Source organism: Microvirga sp. ACRRW (genome assembly GCF_022346925.1).
Lineage (GTDB): Bacteria > Pseudomonadota > Alphaproteobacteria > Rhizobiales > Beijerinckiaceae > Microvirga.
This window is the reverse complement of sequence record NZ_JAKRNJ010000002.1, coordinates 563,876-579,920: the sequence shown is the minus strand read 5'-3', so window position 1 is coordinate 579,920 and position 16,045 is coordinate 563,876. Positions and strand designations below refer to the sequence as shown.

Sequence of the window (16,045 nt, the reverse complement as noted above, 5' to 3'; positions counted from 1 at the left end):
TTACTTGTTCAGCCAGTCGCCGCATTTGGCCGGAGCTTCCGTGCCCCAGGGCATCAGCGGCACGCTCGAGGTCGAGTTCTTGGGCGAGCCTTCGATGGGCCGGTCCGAATAGACCATGTAGACGAGCGTGTTGCGCTTCGCGTCGCAACCGCGCACGATCTGCATCTTCTTGAAGATGAGCGAACGCCGCTCGCTGAACACCACGTCGCCCTGCCCGAAACGCTGCTTGAACTTCACCGGGCCGACCTGGCGGCAGGAGAGCGAAATGTCAGAAACTTCCTCCGCCACGCCGAAGGTGCCGGAGATGCCGCCCCGCTCAGGCGTCGTGTAGTGGCAGGCCACGCCCTCCACGACAGGATCGTCGATCCCGTAGACGGCGAGCTTGTCGTCAGGGGTCAGCGCCCGCCAGACGGTTGACTTCTTGAAGATCAGATCCGGCTCCTGGGCCGCAGCGCCGAGCGTGCCTCCCACGACGAGGGCAAGAGCCAGGGCGATTCGCGCAAGCATTCTTCATTGTCTCCTAATGCTACGCTCAATGTGGGGATGCACTCTGCCTTTGACGAGATCTATTCTTCGTGATGGCTGCAGACGCAGATCTTATTGCCATCGAGATCGCGGAAGTAAGCGCCGTAATAGTTGCGGTGATACTGGGGGCGTAAGCCGGGTCCGCCCTCGTCCGCCCCGCCCTGTTTCATGGCGCTCTCATAGCAAGCATCGACCATGGCCCTCTTTAGGGCGAGCAAGGCGATCATAGCGCCGTTTCCCACGGAAGGCTCTGCCTTGTCGAAGGGCCTGACGACCAGGAACTGGGGGCGGCCACCCGGCAGGCCATAGCCCACCATGTCCTCATCCGTGAACCGGACCTCCAGGCCCAATGGAGCCAGCACCGCATCGTAGAAGCGGCGGGCCCGCGCGAGGTCATTTGCTCCGATGGTCGTATGAGAGTACATGCAGAATCTCGTCCGAGGTTGCTGTTGGCGGAGAGGCTAGAAGCCTTTCCCTGGAGCGGGCAAGGCGGTAATCACAATAGGGCCCCATTCCGGCGTCACACGATCACCCTGACTAGACTGCCGTATCGGACCTGAGTTCTGCGATCAGCTTGATGACAAAGACATTCTTTCTCCGCTCCCTCCTTGCCGTGACGGCTTTCCTCGCCGCTGGTCAGGCCGCTTTCGCCCAGACGGCCGAGTGCCAGCGCTTCCGCGCGGAACTGGCGAATCTCGAGCGCAGCGGAGGCGGAGCGCCGACCGGGCAGATGCAGGCCCAGCGCGCCGAGATCAGCCGGCTTGCCCGCTATTACAGCTCCATCGGCTGCGAGCGCGGTCCCTTGAGCTTCTTTGCCGGCCCTCCCCCGGCCGAATGCCCCGCCATCGCCGGACAGATTCGCCAGCTCGAAGCCGGCTATGCCCGGCTTGCGCAGCAGGCCGTCGATCCCGCAGCCGTTGATGGGCGCCGCCGCCAGCTTCAGGCCGCCGTGCAGCAGGCCTGCTCCACCGATCAACAGCCTCGCGGCTTCTTCGAGACGCTCTTCGGCCCGCCGCGCGGTCCTCAGCAACAGCAGATTGCCCCTGAAGGCCAGCCGATCATCGCCGATGAGGGCCAACCCTCTCTCGGCGGCGGCCGCCTGATCTGCGTGAAGACCTGCGACGGCTCGTTCTTCCCGCTCACCACGCCGCCAGGCGGTGGCCAGAGCGCCGACGAGATGTGCCAGGCCCTCTGCCCCGGCACGGAAACGACCGCTTTCGCCTATCCCGGCGGTGACGACGGCCTGACCCGTGCCGCTTCGCTCTCGGGCAACCGGGCCTATACGTCGCTCGCCAATGCCTTCAAGTTCCGCAAGAGCTTCGATGAGAGCTGCGCCTGCAAGAAGTCCGACGAGAGCTGGTCTGTGGTTCTGCGCAAGGCCGAGAGCATGCTGGAACAGCGCAAGGGCGACGTAATCGTGACCGCCGAGAAGGCGGAAGAATTGTCGCGTCCGAAAGCCGCCCAGGCCCGCAAGGCCGCCGACAAGAAGGCGGACGAGGAAGAGAAGGCCCAAGCCGAGAGCGCTGCCTCCGCTCCGACCGCGAGCAAGGAATCTTCCGGTATCGGCCCGCAATCCATCGAGACCACTCGTGTGGTCGGTGAAAACGAGGGCAACAAGCAGGACGTCGTCAGCGGCAACGGCCAGAAGAAATCGGTCCGCGTGATCGCGCCGAACCTCATTCCGGTGCCGAACCCGCAGAACTGACGCGGATATAAGTGATCTTCAACAACGGGCCCTTCCTTGGGGCCCGTTGTCATTTGGAAGGGGGAATTTAAGCCTTCTTCCAGACATGCTATCAGGCGCCCCATGAAACCGCTCGACCATTCGCGAATCCCGGAATCATCCGGCTCATCGGCCCCGATCATCTCGGTCGCAGGGCTCAGCAAGACCTACGCCTCGGGCTTCCAGGCCCTGCGCAAGATCGACCTCGACATCCGCCGAGGCGAGATCTTCGCGCTGCTCGGCCCCAACGGCGCCGGCAAGACGACGCTGATCAGCATCATCTGCGGCATCGTCAATCCGAGCACGGGTACCGTGACGGCGGACGGGCACGACATCGTGCGCGACTACCGCCCGGCCCGCACCAAGATCGGCCTCGTGCCGCAGGAGCTCACGACGGACGCTTTCGAGACCGTGTGGGCAACAGTGAATTTCAGCCGGGGCCTCTTCGGCAAGCCCGCGAACCCAGCCTATATCGAGAAGATCCTGAAGGACCTCTCGCTCTGGGAGAAGAAGGACACGAAGATCATGGCGCTGTCCGGCGGCATGAAGCGGCGCGTGATGATCGCGAAGGCGCTCTCGCACGAGCCGAAGATCCTCTTCCTCGACGAGCCCACGGCGGGCGTCGACGTGGAGCTGCGCCGGGATATGTGGAACATGGTGCGCAAACTGCGCGAGAACGGCGTCACCATCATCCTCACCACGCATTACATCGAAGAGGCCGAGGAGATGGCCGACCGGATCGGCGTGATCAACAAGGGCGAGATCGTGCTTGTCGAGGACAAGCATGTGCTCATGCGGAAATTGGGCCAGAAGCAGCTGACATTGCATCTGCAGAACCCGCTCAGCGCTCTCCCCGCCGACCTGCAGTCCGAGAACCTGCAGCTCTCCGCCGACGGCACGGACCTTGTCTACACCTTCGACACGCAAAGCGACGAGACGGGCATCGCCACGCTCCTGCGCCGGCTCAACGAGCACGGCATCGACTTCAAGGATCTTCGCACCTCCGAGTCATCGCTGGAGGACATCTTCGTCAGCCTGGTGAGGGGGCGCTCGTGAACATCTACGGCATCAAAGCCATCTATCTCTTCGAGATGGCTCGCACCTGGCGCACGCTGATGGAAAGCATCGCTTCGCCGGTTCTCTCCACCTCGCTCTACTTCATCGTCTTCGGCTCGGCCATCGGTTCACACATGGCCAGCATCGAGGGCGTGAGCTACGGCGCCTTCATCGTGCCGGGCCTCATCATGCTCTCGCTTCTCACCGAGAGCACGTCCAATGCATCCTTCGGTATCTACATGCCGAAGTTCAGCGGTACGATCTATGAGCTTCTCTCCGCTCCGATCTCGGCCATCGAAACGGTGATCGGCTATGTGGGTGCCGCCGCCACGAAATCGGTGATCATCGGCACTATCATTCTCGTCACGGCGCGCTTCTTCGTGGATTTCTCCATCCAGCATCCGTTCTGGATGGTGGCCTTCCTGCTGCTCACAGCCATCACCTTCAGCCTCTTCGGCTTCATCATCGGCGTATGGGCGGACAGCTTCCAGAAGCTGCAGGTGATCCCGCTGATGATCGTGACGCCGCTGACCTTTCTCGGCGGCAGCTTCTATTCCATCAACATGCTGCCGCCCTTCTGGCAGAAGGTCGCCCTGTTCAACCCGGTGGTCTATCTGGTGAGCGGCTTCCGCTGGAGCTTCTACGGCGTCTCGGACGTCGATGTGGGGGTCAGCCTCGGCATGACGTTCCTGTTCATGCTGATCTGCCTCACAGCGATCTGGTGGATCTTCCGGACGGGCTACAAGATCAAGAACTGACAGGTCTTTAAACACGAACACCCTCCTCGTGATGAGGAGGGTGTTCGGGACTTCTGTTTGTAAGGCTTAAGCCGCCTGCCCTGCCAAGCGCGCCTTAGCACGCTCAACACCAATCAGCGGCAGCAGGTTGCCCAACTCAGGGCCATGATCGAGGCCGGTCAACGCAAGTCGCAGCGGCATGAACAAAGCCTTGCCCTTCACGCCGGTTTTCGTCTTCACCGCTTCGGTCCAGGTCTTCCAGGTCGTGACGTCCCACGGCCCTTCCGGCAGCACTTCGGTGGCCGCATCGATGAAGGCACGATCCTCAATTGCTGGCGTCACCGGGCCGAGCACGACCTGCGCCCATTCCGCCACATCCTGCACCTTCGTCAGGTTGCCGCGTACAGCATTCCAGAACACTTCACCCAGATCCGCATCGAGCTTGATGAGGCGCTCACGCACATTCTCATAAGGCATCTCATGAATGAGGCGCGCGTTGAGATGCTCCAGCTCGCTCTCGTCGAATTTCGCGGGCGCGCGCGAGATGTGGGAGAAGTCGATGAGCTTGGCGAGCTCGTTCAGATCGGCGATGGGGCGAACCGCCTCAGCCGAGCCCACGAGCACCGCGAGCGAAGCCACCGACTGCGGCTCAAGACCCGCATCGCGCAGGCCCTTCACGGAAAGATGGCCAAGGCGCTTGGAAAGCCCCTCGCCGCTCGCGGTGATGAGCAGGCTGTGATGGGCGAAGGTGGGAATCGACGCGCCGAGCGCCTCGAAGATCTGGATCTGCACCGCCGTGTTGGTGACGTGGTCCTCGCCGCGGATCACATGGGTGATCTTGAGGTCGATGTCGTCCACCACCGAGGGCAGCGTGTAGAGATAGGTCCCGTCCTCGCGCACCAGCACGGGATCGGACAGCGAGCCGCAATCCACATGGCAATCGCCGCGCACGAGATCCTTCCACGCCACGTTGGTATGGTCGAGGCGGAAGCGCCAATGGGGCTTACGCCCTTCGCTCTCAAGCGTCGCGCGCTCCTCGTCCGTGAGCTTCAGCGCGGCGCGGTCGTAGATCGGCGGCAGGCCGCGCGCGAGCTGGCGCTTGCGGCGAAACTCCAACTCCTCCGGAGTCTCGTAGCAGGCATAGAGGCGGCCCATGGCCTTCAGCCGCTCGGCAGCGGCATCATAGAACGCGAACCGCTCGGACTGGCGCACGGTCACATCCGGCGGAATGCCGAGCCACTTGAGATCGGTCTCGATGGAATCCGCGTATTCCTGCTTCGAGCGCGCGAGATCGGTATCGTCGAAGCGCAGGATGAAGGTGCCTCCCTCCCGGCGCGCGAAGAGCGCGTTGAGCAGGGCCACGCGGGTGTTGCCGATATGGATGTGCCCAGTCGGAGACGGGGCGAAGCGTACGATGGGCTTGGACATGGGGCCAACCCTATGACGAAGGGAGCCGGGCGGCGCAAGAGGCCACGGCTTCTATTTGCAGTCTTGTGTCATTCCCGGCCGGAGCGTAGCGGAGGGGAAGGGAATCCATAGCGCAGCGCTTGATCGTGGATCCCCTTCCCGGCCTTCGGCCGCCGGGGATGACACTCGGCATTAGACATCCAGCGAGCCGACCCGCGGCTTGCCGGTGGCGCGCTCCAGGGCCTCGTCCTTCTGGTGGGCGACAAGGCCCTGGTCGCGGAAGCGGTTCACGATGGGGTAGCGACGGTCGCGGCCGAAATTCTTGCGCGTGACCTTCACGCCGGGCGCCGATTGCCGGCGCTTGTACTCGGCGAGGTAGAGAAGGCGCTCCACCTTCTTCACGACCTCAAGGTCATAGCCCTTGGCGACGATCTCGGAGACGCGAAGCTCCTGCTCCACGAGGCCGCGCAGGATTTCGTCGAGATCCTCGTAAGGCGGCAGGGAATCCTGATCCTTCTGGTTCTCGCGCAGCTCGGCGCTGGGAGCCTTGGTGAGGATGTTCTCGGGGATCACGATGCCGTCCGGCCCCAGAGCGCCCTTCGGCTTCCACCGGTTGCGGAGCGCGGATAGGGAAAAGACCTCCATCTTGTAGAGATCCTTGATCGGATTGAAGCCGCCGTTCATGTCGCCATAGATCGTGGCGTAGCCCACCGACATTTCGGACTTGTTACCCGTCGTCACCACCATGCCGCCGAACTTGTTCGAGATCGCCATGAGGATGGTGCCACGCGCGCGGCTCTGGAGGTTCTCCTCCGTGATGTCGCGCTCCCTGCCCTGGAAGATCGGCTGAAGCGCCGCCTCGAAGCCTTCCACGGGCTCCGCGATGGGCAGGATGTCGTAGCGCACGCCGAGCGCGCGGGCGCAATCCTCCGCATCCTTCAGCGACTCGCCCGAGGTATAGCGGTAAGGCAGCATCACGCAATGCACGCGGCCAGCGCCCAGCGCATCCACGGCCATCGCCGTGCAGATGGCGGAATCGATGCCGCCGGAAAGGCCGAGCACCACGCCGGGGAAGCGGTTCTTCTCCACGTAATCGCGAAGGCCGAGCACGCAGGCGGCGTAATCCGCTTCACCGCCCTCTTCGACCGTATTCATGGGAGCCTCGCGGCAGACCCAGCCCCCCTCGCCCTTCTCCCAAATGGTGAGGACGATGGCTTCCTCGAAAGCCGGAAGCTGGCCTGCGAGCGAGCAATCGGCGTTGAGGATGAAGGACGCGCCATCGAAAACCAGCTCGTCCTGGCCGCCGACCAGATTGATATAAACGAGCGGCAGCCCGCTCTCGGTCACGCGGGCGGTGGCGATGCTGAAGCGCTCGTCCGTCTTGCCGCGATGATAGGGCGAGCCGTTCGGCACGAGCAAAATCTCGGCGCCCGTCTCGGCGAGGCACTCGACCACGTCGCCGGTCCAGATGTCCTCACAGATCGGAATGCCGATGCGAATACCACGGAAATTCACCGGGCCCGGCAGCGGACCGGCATCGAAATTGCGCTTCTCGTCGAACACGTCGTAGTTCGGCAGGTCCACCTTGTAGCGCACGGTGATCGTGCCTTTATCGAGGAGCGCATAGGCGTTGTAGAGCTCGTCGCCCTCGCGCCACGGCAAGCCGATGAGCATGCCGGGTCCGCCATCCGCCGTTTCGCGCGCAAGACGCTCCAGCGCCGCGCGGCACACATCCTGGAAAGCGGGCTTGAGCACGAGGTCCTCAGCGGGATAGGCCGCGAGAAACTGCTCCGGGAACATGACGAGGTCGGCGCCCATGCGAGCCGCCTCGGCACGGGCATCGCGAGCCTTCTGCTCGTTGCCGGCTACATCGCCGACGATGGGGTTGAGCTGCGCGAGAGCGATCTTGAGAATGTTCTGAGCCATGGCACCTGCAGAATTAGCGCGCTGCCGGGCGCGCAGCAATGCGAAGCGGGAGCTATCCCACGGCACTTCAACGCTTGAGCGTTTGCTCCGATCCACAGCCATCGTCATGATGGCTTACGATGTGCGGAACCCATTACAGCTCAGTTCGTTGTTCTCACACGTTTTGAACAATGGAGACGACGATGCTGAAAGGTGGTTTGCTTTGGCTCATCGGCATTCCCCTGCCGATTATCCTTATTCTCTTCTTCATGGGCTGGCTGAGCTAAGACTATCTCACCACCCTGAAAGCAAAAAGGGCGCCCGAGGCGCCCTTTTTCTGTTTTCTTATTCAGCCGCCAGAGCGGCGGGCCGTTCCCTTGATTGACGCTCGCGCTTGATCAGCTCCGAGGTCAGGAACGCGATTTCCAGCGCCTGCTCGGCGTTGAGGCGCGGGTCGCAATAGGTGTGGTAGCGGTCCGAGAGGTCCGCATCGGTGAGCGCGCGGGCGCCGCCGGTGCATTCCGTCACGTTCTTGCCGGTCATCTCCAGGTGGATACCACCCGCATGGGTGCCTTCCGCCTGATGAATGGCGAAGAAGTCGCGCACCTCGCCCATGACGCGCTCGAAGGGGCGGGTCTTGTAGCCGGAGGCAGCCTTGATTGTGTTGCCGTGCATCGGATCGCAGGACCACACTACCGTGCGGCCTTCCTTCTGCACCGCGCGGATCAGGGCGGGCAGGTGATCGGCCACCTTGTCCGCGCCGAAGCGGCAGATCAGGGTGAGACGGCCTGCCTCGTCCTCGGGGTTGAGCGCGTCGATGAGCTTCAGCAGGCCGTCCGCCGTGAGCGACGGTCCGCACTTGAGGCCGATCGGGTTCTTGATGCCGCGCATGTATTCCACATGGGCATGGTCGAGCTGGCGGGTACGGTCGCCGATCCAGACCATGTGGCCGGAGGTGGCGTACCAGTCACCGGTGGTGGAATCCACGCGGGTCAGGGCCTCCTCGTAGCCGAGCAGCAGGGCTTCGTGGCTCGTGTAGAAATCCGTCGAGCGCATCTCGGGATGGGTCTCGGGATCGACACCGATGGCCCGCATGAAGTTGAGGCTCTCGGTGATGCGCTCGGCAAGCTCGCTGTAGCGCGAGGATTGCGGCGAATCCTTCACGAAACCAAGCATCCAGCGATGCGCGTTCTCGAGGTTCGCGTAGCCGCCGGTGGCGAAGGCGCGGATCAGGTTGAGCGTCGCGGCAGACTGGCGATAGGCCATGAGCTGGCGGCGCGGATCGGGCATGCGCGCTTCAGGCGTGAAGGCGATGTCGCTGATGATGTCGCCGCGATAGCTCGGAAGCTCCACGCCGTCGATGATCTCGGTCCCGGAGGAGCGCGGCTTGGCGAACTGGCCGGCCACGCGGCCGATCTTCACCACGGGCGAGCCGCCCGCATAGGTGAGCACCACGGCCATCTGCAGGAACAGGCGGAAAAAATCGCGGATGTTGTCGGCGGAATGCTCGGCGAAGCTCTCGGCGCAGTCGCCGCCCTGGAGCAGGAAAGCCTCCCCCTTGGCCACTTTCGCCAGATCGCGCTTCAGCTTGCGAGCCTCGCCTGCAAAAACGAGCGGAGGAAAGCCTGCGAGCTGCTGCTCTACGCTTTCAAGCGCCTCTTGGTCCGGAAAAGCCGGAACCTGCTGGATTGGCTTGTTTCTCCAGCTATTTGGCGTCCACCGCTCAGTCATGACACTTACTCCCGTGTCGTTGGCATCCTCTCGTGCACCGCAACAAGCGGCACGAAAGGGCACCTATACACGACATAAACAAAAAGGCGAGTGCCGAAAGGCCGCGACCTTTTTGAAACTTAGTATCACCCCACCGCGACCGGCTTCTTCACCACCAGAGGCGTGCGCATGGTCACCAGCTCTTCGGCGGCCGTCGGATGGACGGCAACGGTGCGGTCGAAATCGGCCTTGGTGGCACCCATGGTGACGGCAACGCCAGCGAGCTGGATCATCTCGCCCGCGTCATGCCCCATGATGTGGACACCCACGACCTTATCGCTGGCCTTGTCGACGATGAGCTTCATGAGAACCCGCTCGGAGCCGCCCGACAGGGTGGCCTTCATGGGGCGGAAGGCGGTTCTGTAGACATCAATGTCGCCATAGCGCTTCCAGGCCGCCGTCTCGCTGCAGCCGATCACGCCGATCTCCGGGGTCGAGAAGACCGCGGTCGGGATCAGGTCGTGATCCACGATGGTGGGTCTGCCACCGAAGACGGTATCGGCAAAGGCATGGCCCTCGCGGATGGCGATGGGCGTGAGGTTTGCCCGGTTGGTCACATCGCCGACCGCATAGATCGAGGGAATGAGGGTCTGGGAATAGGCATCGACCGGGATAGCGCCCACCTCATCGACGGTGATCCCCGCATTCTCCAGCCCGAGCCCTTTGGTGTTTGGGCGGCGTCCGGTGGCGACGAGCACCTGGTCAACGGTCACGACCGAGCCGTCCGAGAGGGTGGCGGCGATGCCATCCGCCACCTTGTCGAGGCGGGTCAGGGTTTTTTGAAGCGCGAGATTGATCCCGCGCTGCGCATAGGCCTCACCCAGGGCATCGCGCACATCTTCGTCGAAGCCGCGCAGGAGCTTGTCGCCCCGGTGGACCAGGGTCACTTGGCTGCCGAGGCCTGCGAAGACACCGGCGAATTCCACGGCTATATAGCCGCCGCCGACGACAATGATGCGTTTCGGTAGGGTTTTAAGGTGAAAGACCTCGTTGGAGGTGATGCCGAGCTCCCCGCCGGGAATGGGAGGATCCATCGTCGGATGGGCTCCGACCGCCACGAGGATAGTGCGGGCGCGGATGCGGGCTCCCGTGTTGAGGATATGCACCGTATGCGCATCCTCGATCACGGCCCGGCTGTTGACGATCTCGACACCGGCCTTTTCGAGATTGGCGCGGTAGATCCCCTCGAGCCGGTCGATCTCCTTGTCCTTGTTGCGGATCAGGGTCGCCCAGTCGAAGGTCGGCTCTCCGATAGTCCAGCCGAAGCCTGCCGCATCGTGGAAATCGTCTGCGAAGCGGCTCGCATAGACCATCAGCTTCTTCGGCACGCAGCCCCGGATCACGCAGGTCCCGCCGACCCGGTATTCCTCGGCGATCATCACCTTGGCACCGTAATTGGCTGCGATGCGCGCGGCACGGACACCGCCCGACCCTGCTCCGATGACAAAGAGGTCGACATCGAACTGGGTCATGGCTTGGTCTCCGTTTGGAAGCGACTGGCTGCTTGCATCCATATAATGGCTGCGCCGAGCGATGCAGCCCACCAGCCCTGCCACGCGCCATGGCCGACGAGCGAGACCGGCACGACTCCGGCGAGCAATGCCAGCGAAGCGCTGCGGATCAGATGGGGCAGATGCCACATGGCGCGTAAGATGAGAAAAGCGATACCGAGGAAAAGCACGGCTCCGACCGCTCCAAGCTCCACCCAGATCTGCAGGACAGCATTGTGCGGATGCCCGATGTTGAGCATACGGCGGTAACGCTTCGGCACTTTCTTCGCGACTGCGGTTTCCGGCATGCGCGGGCTCACGCCAAAACCGGTTCCCAACAAGGGCTTCCTTTCGACGACTTTGCCAAAGCTCTGCCAGAGCTCCACCCTCTCCTTGGAATGGCCGGTGGCGAGCATCTGGTGCATCTCAGGGGTCATCAACCGCGCCGAGATCGTCCCGATCAGGGGAGAAATGCAAACGACAGCCAGGAACGAAAGCACCGCCAGAACGAAAGTCAGGCGCGGGGCCAGCCATGCGATGGGAAAGGTCAGGCAGACAATCGCAAGGGCCAGCACGGCGGCATCGCTCTCGGACAGGATCGTCACCGCTCCGAGAAAAAGAAGCAGCGCCAAGCCAACGGCCCCACCATTTTTTCTCGTGCTCAGCAGCCAGGCCGTCAGAGGCAGAGCCAGCATGAGGAGCGTCAGCACGGGACGGTTGAAGATGTAGGGATCAGCGCGCACGCCCAACGTCTTGCGCAGGATCATGCCGGTTTGCAGCTCGGCGATGATGATGAGCCCGGCGAGCGCGAAGGCTCCCGCCAGGAGAGCGAACATCCGCGGCGTCAGGCGCTGGGGCAAGGTCAGCGCCAGCACCAGACCGGCTGCTATCGGCAGCCAGAACTCCCCGAAAGATCGGAGAGAGACGGCCCTGAACTCGCTCCAACCGATGGACACGAGGCACCAGGCGAAGAACGCGAGAACGGCGATCCCCAAGGGCGTCATCAGCGCCGCCGAATATTCCCGCCGGAACGATTGCGCCCTGCCCTCCAGGCCTGTCGCCACCAGACAGAGAACGGCGCTCAGGACTATGAAGAGCGGGCTTGAACGATGCGCGATGGCCATGCCCACGGGCATCACGATCAGGCTCGCCATGGCGGCGCGCCAGAACCCCTCGGCCAAACGCTGCCGGGAATCCGTCGCGGTGAATGTGGGTGTCATAAGGGAACTGTACTTCGAGTTAGAATCCTTCAAAGGCTCTTACGCTAAGGTTCAACATCGATAAAGAACTCAAGCGCTTGCCCCTTGGGAAAAGCGCCTTTACCGTCTGCGACACCACGCTCTGACGTGACGTTAAGTCCCATGGAGGAAACAGAATGAGCCAACTTCGCAAAAGCCTTTGGCGCGGCGCCCTTGCTGCGGCTGCCGTTGCAGGCTTCGTGACATCGGCTGCGGCCCAGATGGAATTGAAGATCATGGCCCCGGCGGCGCCCGGCGGCGGCTGGGATCAGACCGCCCGTTCCATGCAGCAAGCTTTCACCCAGGCCGGCATCGCCAAGAGCGTCCAGGTCACCAACGTTCCTGGCGCGGGCGGCTCCATCGGCATCGCTCAGCTGGTGAACAACTCCAAGGGCGACGGCAACCAGCTCATGGTCATGGGCTACGTGATGGTGGGCGCGCTGCTCACCAACAAGTCGCCGATTACCCTCGACCAGACGACCCCCATCGCCCGTCTGACGACCGAGTACGAGGCCATCGTCGTTCCCGCCGATTCCCCGATCAAGAACGCCAAGGACCTGGCGGCAGCCATCAAGGCCGATCCGTCCAAGGTCACCTGGGCCGGCGGTTCGGCCGGCGGCGTCGACCACATCGCCGCGGCACTCTTCGCAAAGGCTGCCGGCGCGGACCCGACCAAGATCAACTACATCCCCTTCTCCGGCGGCGGTGAGGCTCTCGCGGCCATCCTTGGCGGCAAGGTGACGGCGGGCATTTCCGGTTACGGCGAGTTCGAGAGCCAGGTGAAGGCCGGCAAGCTGCGCCTCATCGGCCTGACCTCCGCCACCAAGACGGCGAATGTCGACGTGCCCTCCATCAAGGAGCAGGGCATCGATCTCGAAATCGCCAACTGGCGCGCGGTCGTGGCTCCTCCCGGCATCTCCGCCGACCAGAAGAAGGCTCTGACGGAAGCCGTCGACAAGCTGGCCAAGTCCAAGGAGTGGCAGGAGATCCTGAAGTCCAAGGGCTGGGAAAACGCCTACATGTCCGGCGACGCCTTCGCCAAGGCTCTGGCCGAGGAGCAGACCCGCACCAAGGAAATCCTGACCTCCGTCGGACTGGTGAAGTCGTAATTTTCGCTATAATTGCTTTGGAAGCGCCGCGTTCAGGGAGCGCGGCGCTTCTTTTTTAGGACATTCCATGACCACTACCCCGCATAGGCGCATCGACGCGGCAGGCCTCGTCATCGCTCTTCTTCTTCTCGCTCTGGCCGGCCTCGTCTGGTCGGACATGACCAAGCTCCAGATTCTTTCCCCTTACGATCTCGGCCCGAAGGTCATGCCGATCGTCGTGTCCATCGGTCTCGTCCTGCTTGCCATCGGCAACGGCATCTCGGCCTTCAGGGGCGACCTGCCCGCGCGCGATAGCCTGGACTGGAAGCCGATCATCCTGATCCTCGGCGGCCTTGCGATCCTCATCATTCTTATCGCCCTCGGCTGGGGCTTCATGATTGGCACGGCTATCCTCTTCGCGGCCACCTCCACGGCCTTCGGGCGCCGCGCCTTCCTCGTGGACCTGCTCATCGGAGCGGGCCTCGCCGTGTTCGTCTATCTGCTTCTCGGGAAGCTCCTGACCCTGTCCCTGCCCGCAGGGCCGCTTGAAAATCTTCTCTGAGGCCTGACATGGAAGCCTTCCTCTCGCTCGCCAACGGCCTGTCCGTCGCGATCCAGCCGATGAACCTGCTGTTCGCGCTCATCGGCGTTCTCCTCGGCACCGCCGTCGGCGTGCTGCCCGGCATCGGCCCGGCGCTGACCGTGGCGCTGCTCCTGCCGATCACCTTCAAGCTCGATCCTGCGGGCTCCATCATCATGTTCGCCGGCATCTATTACGGCGGCATGTATGGCGGCTCGACCACCGCGATCCTCATCAACACGCCGGGCGAAAGCGCCTCGATGGCCACAGCCCTCGAAGGCAACAAGATGGCCAAGGCCGGACGCGGTGGCCCCGCGCTCGCCACCGCCGCCATCGGCTCCTTCGTGGCCGGCACCATCGCCACGCTCGGCCTGACCTTCCTGGCCCCTTACCTCGTGGACATCGCGGTCAGCTTCGGCCCTGAGGACTATTTCGCCCTCATGTGCGTGGCCTTCATCACGGTGTCCGCCACCTTCGGCGACTCGCCGATCCGGGGCCTCACGAGCCTGTTCATCGGCCTCACGCTCGGACTCGTGGGCATCGACATCCTCTCAGGCCAATCCCGCCTGAGCTTCGGCATCCCCGAGCTTTACGACAATGTCGAAGTCACGACGCTGGCCGTCGGCCTCTTCGCCGTCGGCGAGGCCCTCTATGTCGCCTCCCGCCGCCGCATCGAGGAGGAGAAGCTCGAACCCGTTCGCGGCTCCCTCTGGATGACGAAGCAAGATTGGAAGCGTTCCTGGAAACCCTGGCTGCGTGGTACTCTCTACGGCTTCCCCATCGGCGCCCTTCCGGCGGGCGGCGCGGAGATCCCGACTTTCCTGTCCTACTCGACGGAAAAGCGCCTGACCAAGCATCCGGAAGAGTTCGGCCATGGCGCCATCGAAGGCGTGGCAGGCCCCGAGGCCGCCAACAATGCCTCGGCGGCAGGTACCCTCGTGCCCCTCCTGACGCTGGGCCTGCCCACCTCCGCCACGGCGGCGATGATGCTCGCCGGATTCCAGCAATACGGCCTCAATCCCGGCCCGCTGCTGTTCGCCGAGCGGCCCGATCTCGTCTGGGGCCTGATCGCCAGCCTCTTCATCGCCAACGGCATGCTGCTGGTGCTGAACCTGCCCCTCGTCGGCCTGTGGGTGCGCCTGCTCGCGATCCCGCAGCCCTGGCTTTATGCGGGCATCCTGGTCTTTGCCACCATCGGCACCATCGCGGCCAATCCCTCGCCGGTGGAGCTTGTTATGCTGACGGCGTTCGGCGTGCTCGGCTTCCTGATGCGGCGCTTCGACTTCCCCATCGCACCGGTGGTCGTCGGCCTCATCCTGGGGCCTGTCGCGGAAAGCCAGCTGCGGCGCGCCCTGGCGATCAGCCTCGGCGATCCGATGGTGCTCCTCGAGAGCCCGATTTCGGCGACCCTGCTCGCCATCGCGCTCATCGCCCTCATTCTCCCCTTCGTGATGAAGGGCTTGGGCCGCTTCAAGGCGGTCGAGGACTAAGCAACCACAAGAAAGAGGCCCGGGAAACCGGGCCTTTTTTGTTTCTCGGGTTCTGGCCTCTCACGACGAGAAGGCGGACAGCTTTCCGAACTGATCGGCGAGCAGGTAGTAAACGGTGACCCGGTTCTTGCTCCGGTCGCTTTTCAGTTTCTCACCGACCGCGGCAATCGCCTTGTCCAATTCGGCATCGGAGGCCGTCAGGCCGAGCTTCTTCTTCAGGAAGCCGTCACGCACCCTGATCAGCTCTTCCCGATCGGAGAAGGACACCAGCGCCGAGTCCCTCTTCTGAAGGGCGATCCCTAAATATCGCACGATGCCGGCGATGGCTTTGTCGTCTGCGCTCGGGGCATATTTCTTGACGTCGACAGCCCAATCTTCGCTCATTGAATCCTCCTTGAAGATCATTGCGGCAAGGGTGTCACGGACAAGAAAAAGGCTAAGGCCACGCCAAGCTTCGACAAGGGCGATACTCCCAAAGAAAAAGCCCGGCGAACCGGGCTTTGTCCTTGCGATGATTTTGGGCCGATCAGTTCAGCGAGTGGCCGCGCTTGGTCATCTCTTCGCGGGCGCGGTCCATGATGAACTCCGAGGTCCGCTGCGACCAGATATCCATCTCGCGCACGACGTTATCGAGCACACCCGGCTGGATCTGCACGTATTTCTGGCCGACAGCCGACTTGTAGAAGGCCGCGACCTCCTTCAGCTCCGCCTCGGTCATGCTGGCGGCGAAGACCCGCGCAGTCGCGTCGATCAGCTCCTGCTTCTTCTGCTCGACCTCGGGGCGGAGCCCGTTCACGACGGCATCCAGGTCCTTCTGGATCTCGGGGCTCGTGACGCTCATGCGCTGCAGGCGGCCCAGAAGCGGGCCGGTGAGCGCGTCGAAGGCGCCCGTCATGCCGGAGCTGATGGCAACCTCGCGTGCGGCGGCCAGATGACCGGCGCTCGGCTGGGCCTGAGCGAAAACGGGGCTCGCCAGCATGAACAGCGCGACCGAAGTCGCAGCCAGGCGTGAAGCGGAACGGATCATAGAAGGGAC

At 63.3% G+C, this 16,045-nt stretch carries 15 protein-coding genes; 6 read left to right on the top strand and 9 right to left on the bottom strand.

Annotated features, from left to right (window positions below; translation table 11 throughout):
* Both MHY87_RS06890 and MHY87_RS06885 read right to left on the bottom strand, forming a co-directional pair.
* The gene (locus MHY87_RS06890; RefSeq protein WP_239350604.1) at nucleotides 1-507 is read right to left on the bottom strand and encodes a CreA family protein; all 507 of its coding nucleotides are present in this window, start codon (nucleotides 505-507) and stop codon (nucleotides 1-3) included.
* Between the two features lie 59 nt (nucleotides 508-566).
* Nucleotides 567-950 carry a VOC family protein gene (locus MHY87_RS06885; protein ID WP_239350603.1) on the bottom strand — a complete coding sequence of 128 codons (384 nt, stop codon included), beginning with the start codon at nucleotides 948-950 and terminating at the stop codon, nucleotides 567-569.
* Nucleotides 951-1,102: 152 nt separating this feature from the next.
* Here MHY87_RS06885 and MHY87_RS06880 point away from each other — a divergent pair, with 152 nt between their 5' ends.
* The 3 genes from MHY87_RS06880 (at nucleotide 1,103) to MHY87_RS06870 (ending at nucleotide 4,062) form a co-directional block, all read left to right on the top strand.
* Nucleotides 1,103-2,230, top strand: coding sequence for a DUF2865 domain-containing protein (locus MHY87_RS06880; RefSeq protein ID WP_239350602.1), 1,128 nt, complete (start codon nucleotides 1,103-1,105; stop codon nucleotides 2,228-2,230).
* A gap of 102 nt (nucleotides 2,231-2,332) precedes the next feature.
* Complete coding sequence (locus MHY87_RS06875; protein ID WP_239350601.1) at nucleotides 2,333-3,304, top strand: ABC transporter ATP-binding protein; 972 nt, start codon at nucleotides 2,333-2,335, stop codon at nucleotides 3,302-3,304.
* Nucleotides 3,301-4,062 (top strand): ABC transporter permease, encoded by a 762-nt coding sequence (locus MHY87_RS06870; RefSeq protein ID WP_239350600.1) that lies wholly within the window; start codon nucleotides 3,301-3,303, stop codon nucleotides 4,060-4,062. The genes MHY87_RS06875 and MHY87_RS06870 overlap by 4 nt, the downstream gene beginning before the upstream one ends.
* A gap of 66 nt (nucleotides 4,063-4,128) precedes the next feature.
* Here the strand turns inward: MHY87_RS06870 and gltX are convergent, their stop codons facing one another.
* The 5 genes from gltX to MHY87_RS06845 form a co-directional block, all read right to left on the bottom strand.
* The gene (gltX, locus tag MHY87_RS06865) at nucleotides 4,129-5,469 is read right to left on the bottom strand and encodes a glutamate--tRNA ligase (RefSeq protein WP_239350598.1); all 1,341 of its coding nucleotides are present in this window, start codon (nucleotides 5,467-5,469) and stop codon (nucleotides 4,129-4,131) included.
* Nucleotides 5,470-5,640: 171 nt separating this feature from the next.
* A complete protein-coding gene (locus MHY87_RS06860; RefSeq protein ID WP_239350596.1) occupies nucleotides 5,641-7,374 on the bottom strand; it encodes an NAD+ synthase in 1,734 nt (577 codons plus the stop codon).
* A 324-nt stretch (nucleotides 7,375-7,698) separates the two neighbouring features.
* On the bottom strand, nucleotides 7,699-9,084 hold the full coding sequence (locus MHY87_RS06855; RefSeq protein ID WP_239350594.1) for a class II 3-deoxy-7-phosphoheptulonate synthase: 1,386 nt from the start codon (nucleotides 9,082-9,084) through the stop codon (nucleotides 7,699-7,701).
* A gap of 125 nt (nucleotides 9,085-9,209) precedes the next feature.
* Complete coding sequence (gene gor / locus MHY87_RS06850; protein WP_239350593.1) at nucleotides 9,210-10,595, bottom strand: glutathione-disulfide reductase; 1,386 nt, start codon at nucleotides 10,593-10,595, stop codon at nucleotides 9,210-9,212.
* Nucleotides 10,592-11,833: an O-antigen ligase gene (locus MHY87_RS06845; protein ID WP_239350592.1), complete on the bottom strand. Its 1,242-nt coding sequence runs from the start codon at nucleotides 11,831-11,833 to the stop codon at nucleotides 10,592-10,594. Before MHY87_RS06845 ends, gor begins: the two co-directional genes overlap by 4 nt.
* A 155-nt stretch (nucleotides 11,834-11,988) precedes the next feature.
* Between MHY87_RS06845 and MHY87_RS06840 the strand changes: the two genes are divergently transcribed.
* The 3 genes from MHY87_RS06840 (at nucleotide 11,989) to MHY87_RS06830 (ending at nucleotide 15,009) form a co-directional block, all read left to right on the top strand.
* A complete protein-coding gene (locus MHY87_RS06840) occupies nucleotides 11,989-12,960 on the top strand; it encodes a Bug family tripartite tricarboxylate transporter substrate binding protein (RefSeq protein ID WP_370644857.1) in 972 nt (323 codons plus the stop codon).
* Between the two features lie 67 nt (nucleotides 12,961-13,027).
* A complete protein-coding gene (locus MHY87_RS06835) occupies nucleotides 13,028-13,501 on the top strand; it encodes a tripartite tricarboxylate transporter TctB family protein (protein ID WP_239350591.1) in 474 nt (157 codons plus the stop codon).
* A gap of 8 nt (nucleotides 13,502-13,509) precedes the next feature.
* Entirely contained in the window at nucleotides 13,510-15,009 is a 1,500-nt protein-coding gene (locus tag MHY87_RS06830; protein ID WP_239350590.1) for a tripartite tricarboxylate transporter permease, read from the top strand.
* 60 nt (nucleotides 15,010-15,069) lie between these two features.
* Here the strand turns inward: MHY87_RS06830 and MHY87_RS06825 are convergent, their stop codons facing one another.
* Complete coding sequence (locus MHY87_RS06825) at nucleotides 15,070-15,393, bottom strand: DUF2853 family protein (protein ID WP_239350589.1); 324 nt, start codon at nucleotides 15,391-15,393, stop codon at nucleotides 15,070-15,072.
* A gap of 142 nt (nucleotides 15,394-15,535) precedes the next feature.
* The gene (locus MHY87_RS06820) at nucleotides 15,536-16,036 is read right to left on the bottom strand and encodes a DUF2059 domain-containing protein (protein WP_239350588.1); all 501 of its coding nucleotides are present in this window, start codon (nucleotides 16,034-16,036) and stop codon (nucleotides 15,536-15,538) included.
* Between the last annotated feature and the right edge of the window lie 9 nt (nucleotides 16,037-16,045).

Coding starts and splice junctions, on each gene's coding strand:
- MHY87_RS06890 (WP_239350604.1), bottom strand. CDS start 507: ATGCTTGCGCGAATCGCCCTGGCTCTTGCCCTCGTCGTGGGAGGCACG.
- MHY87_RS06885 (WP_239350603.1), bottom strand. CDS start 950: ATGTACTCTCATACGACCATCGGAGCAAATGACCTCGCGCGGGCCCGC.
- MHY87_RS06880 (WP_239350602.1), top strand. CDS start 1,103: ATGACAAAGACATTCTTTCTCCGCTCCCTCCTTGCCGTGACGGCTTTC.
- MHY87_RS06875 (WP_239350601.1), top strand. CDS start 2,333: ATGAAACCGCTCGACCATTCGCGAATCCCGGAATCATCCGGCTCATCG.
- gltX (WP_239350598.1), bottom strand. CDS start 5,469: ATGTCCAAGCCCATCGTACGCTTCGCCCCGTCTCCGACTGGGCACATC.
- MHY87_RS06860 (WP_239350596.1), bottom strand. CDS start 7,374: ATGGCTCAGAACATTCTCAAGATCGCTCTCGCGCAGCTCAACCCCATC.
- MHY87_RS06855 (WP_239350594.1), bottom strand. CDS start 9,084: ATGACTGAGCGGTGGACGCCAAATAGCTGGAGAAACAAGCCAATCCAG.
- gor (WP_239350593.1), bottom strand. CDS start 10,595: ATGACCCAGTTCGATGTCGACCTCTTTGTCATCGGAGCAGGGTCGGGC.
- MHY87_RS06845 (WP_239350592.1), bottom strand. CDS start 11,833: ATGACACCCACATTCACCGCGACGGATTCCCGGCAGCGTTTGGCCGAG.
- MHY87_RS06840 (WP_370644857.1), top strand. CDS start 11,989: ATGAGCCAACTTCGCAAAAGCCTTTGGCGCGGCGCCCTTGCTGCGGCT.
- MHY87_RS06835 (WP_239350591.1), top strand. CDS start 13,028: ATGACCACTACCCCGCATAGGCGCATCGACGCGGCAGGCCTCGTCATC.
- MHY87_RS06830 (WP_239350590.1), top strand. CDS start 13,510: ATGGAAGCCTTCCTCTCGCTCGCCAACGGCCTGTCCGTCGCGATCCAG.
- MHY87_RS06825 (WP_239350589.1), bottom strand. CDS start 15,393: ATGAGCGAAGATTGGGCTGTCGACGTCAAGAAATATGCCCCGAGCGCA.
- MHY87_RS06820 (WP_239350588.1), bottom strand. CDS start 16,036: ATGATCCGTTCCGCTTCACGCCTGGCTGCGACTTCGGTCGCGCTGTTC.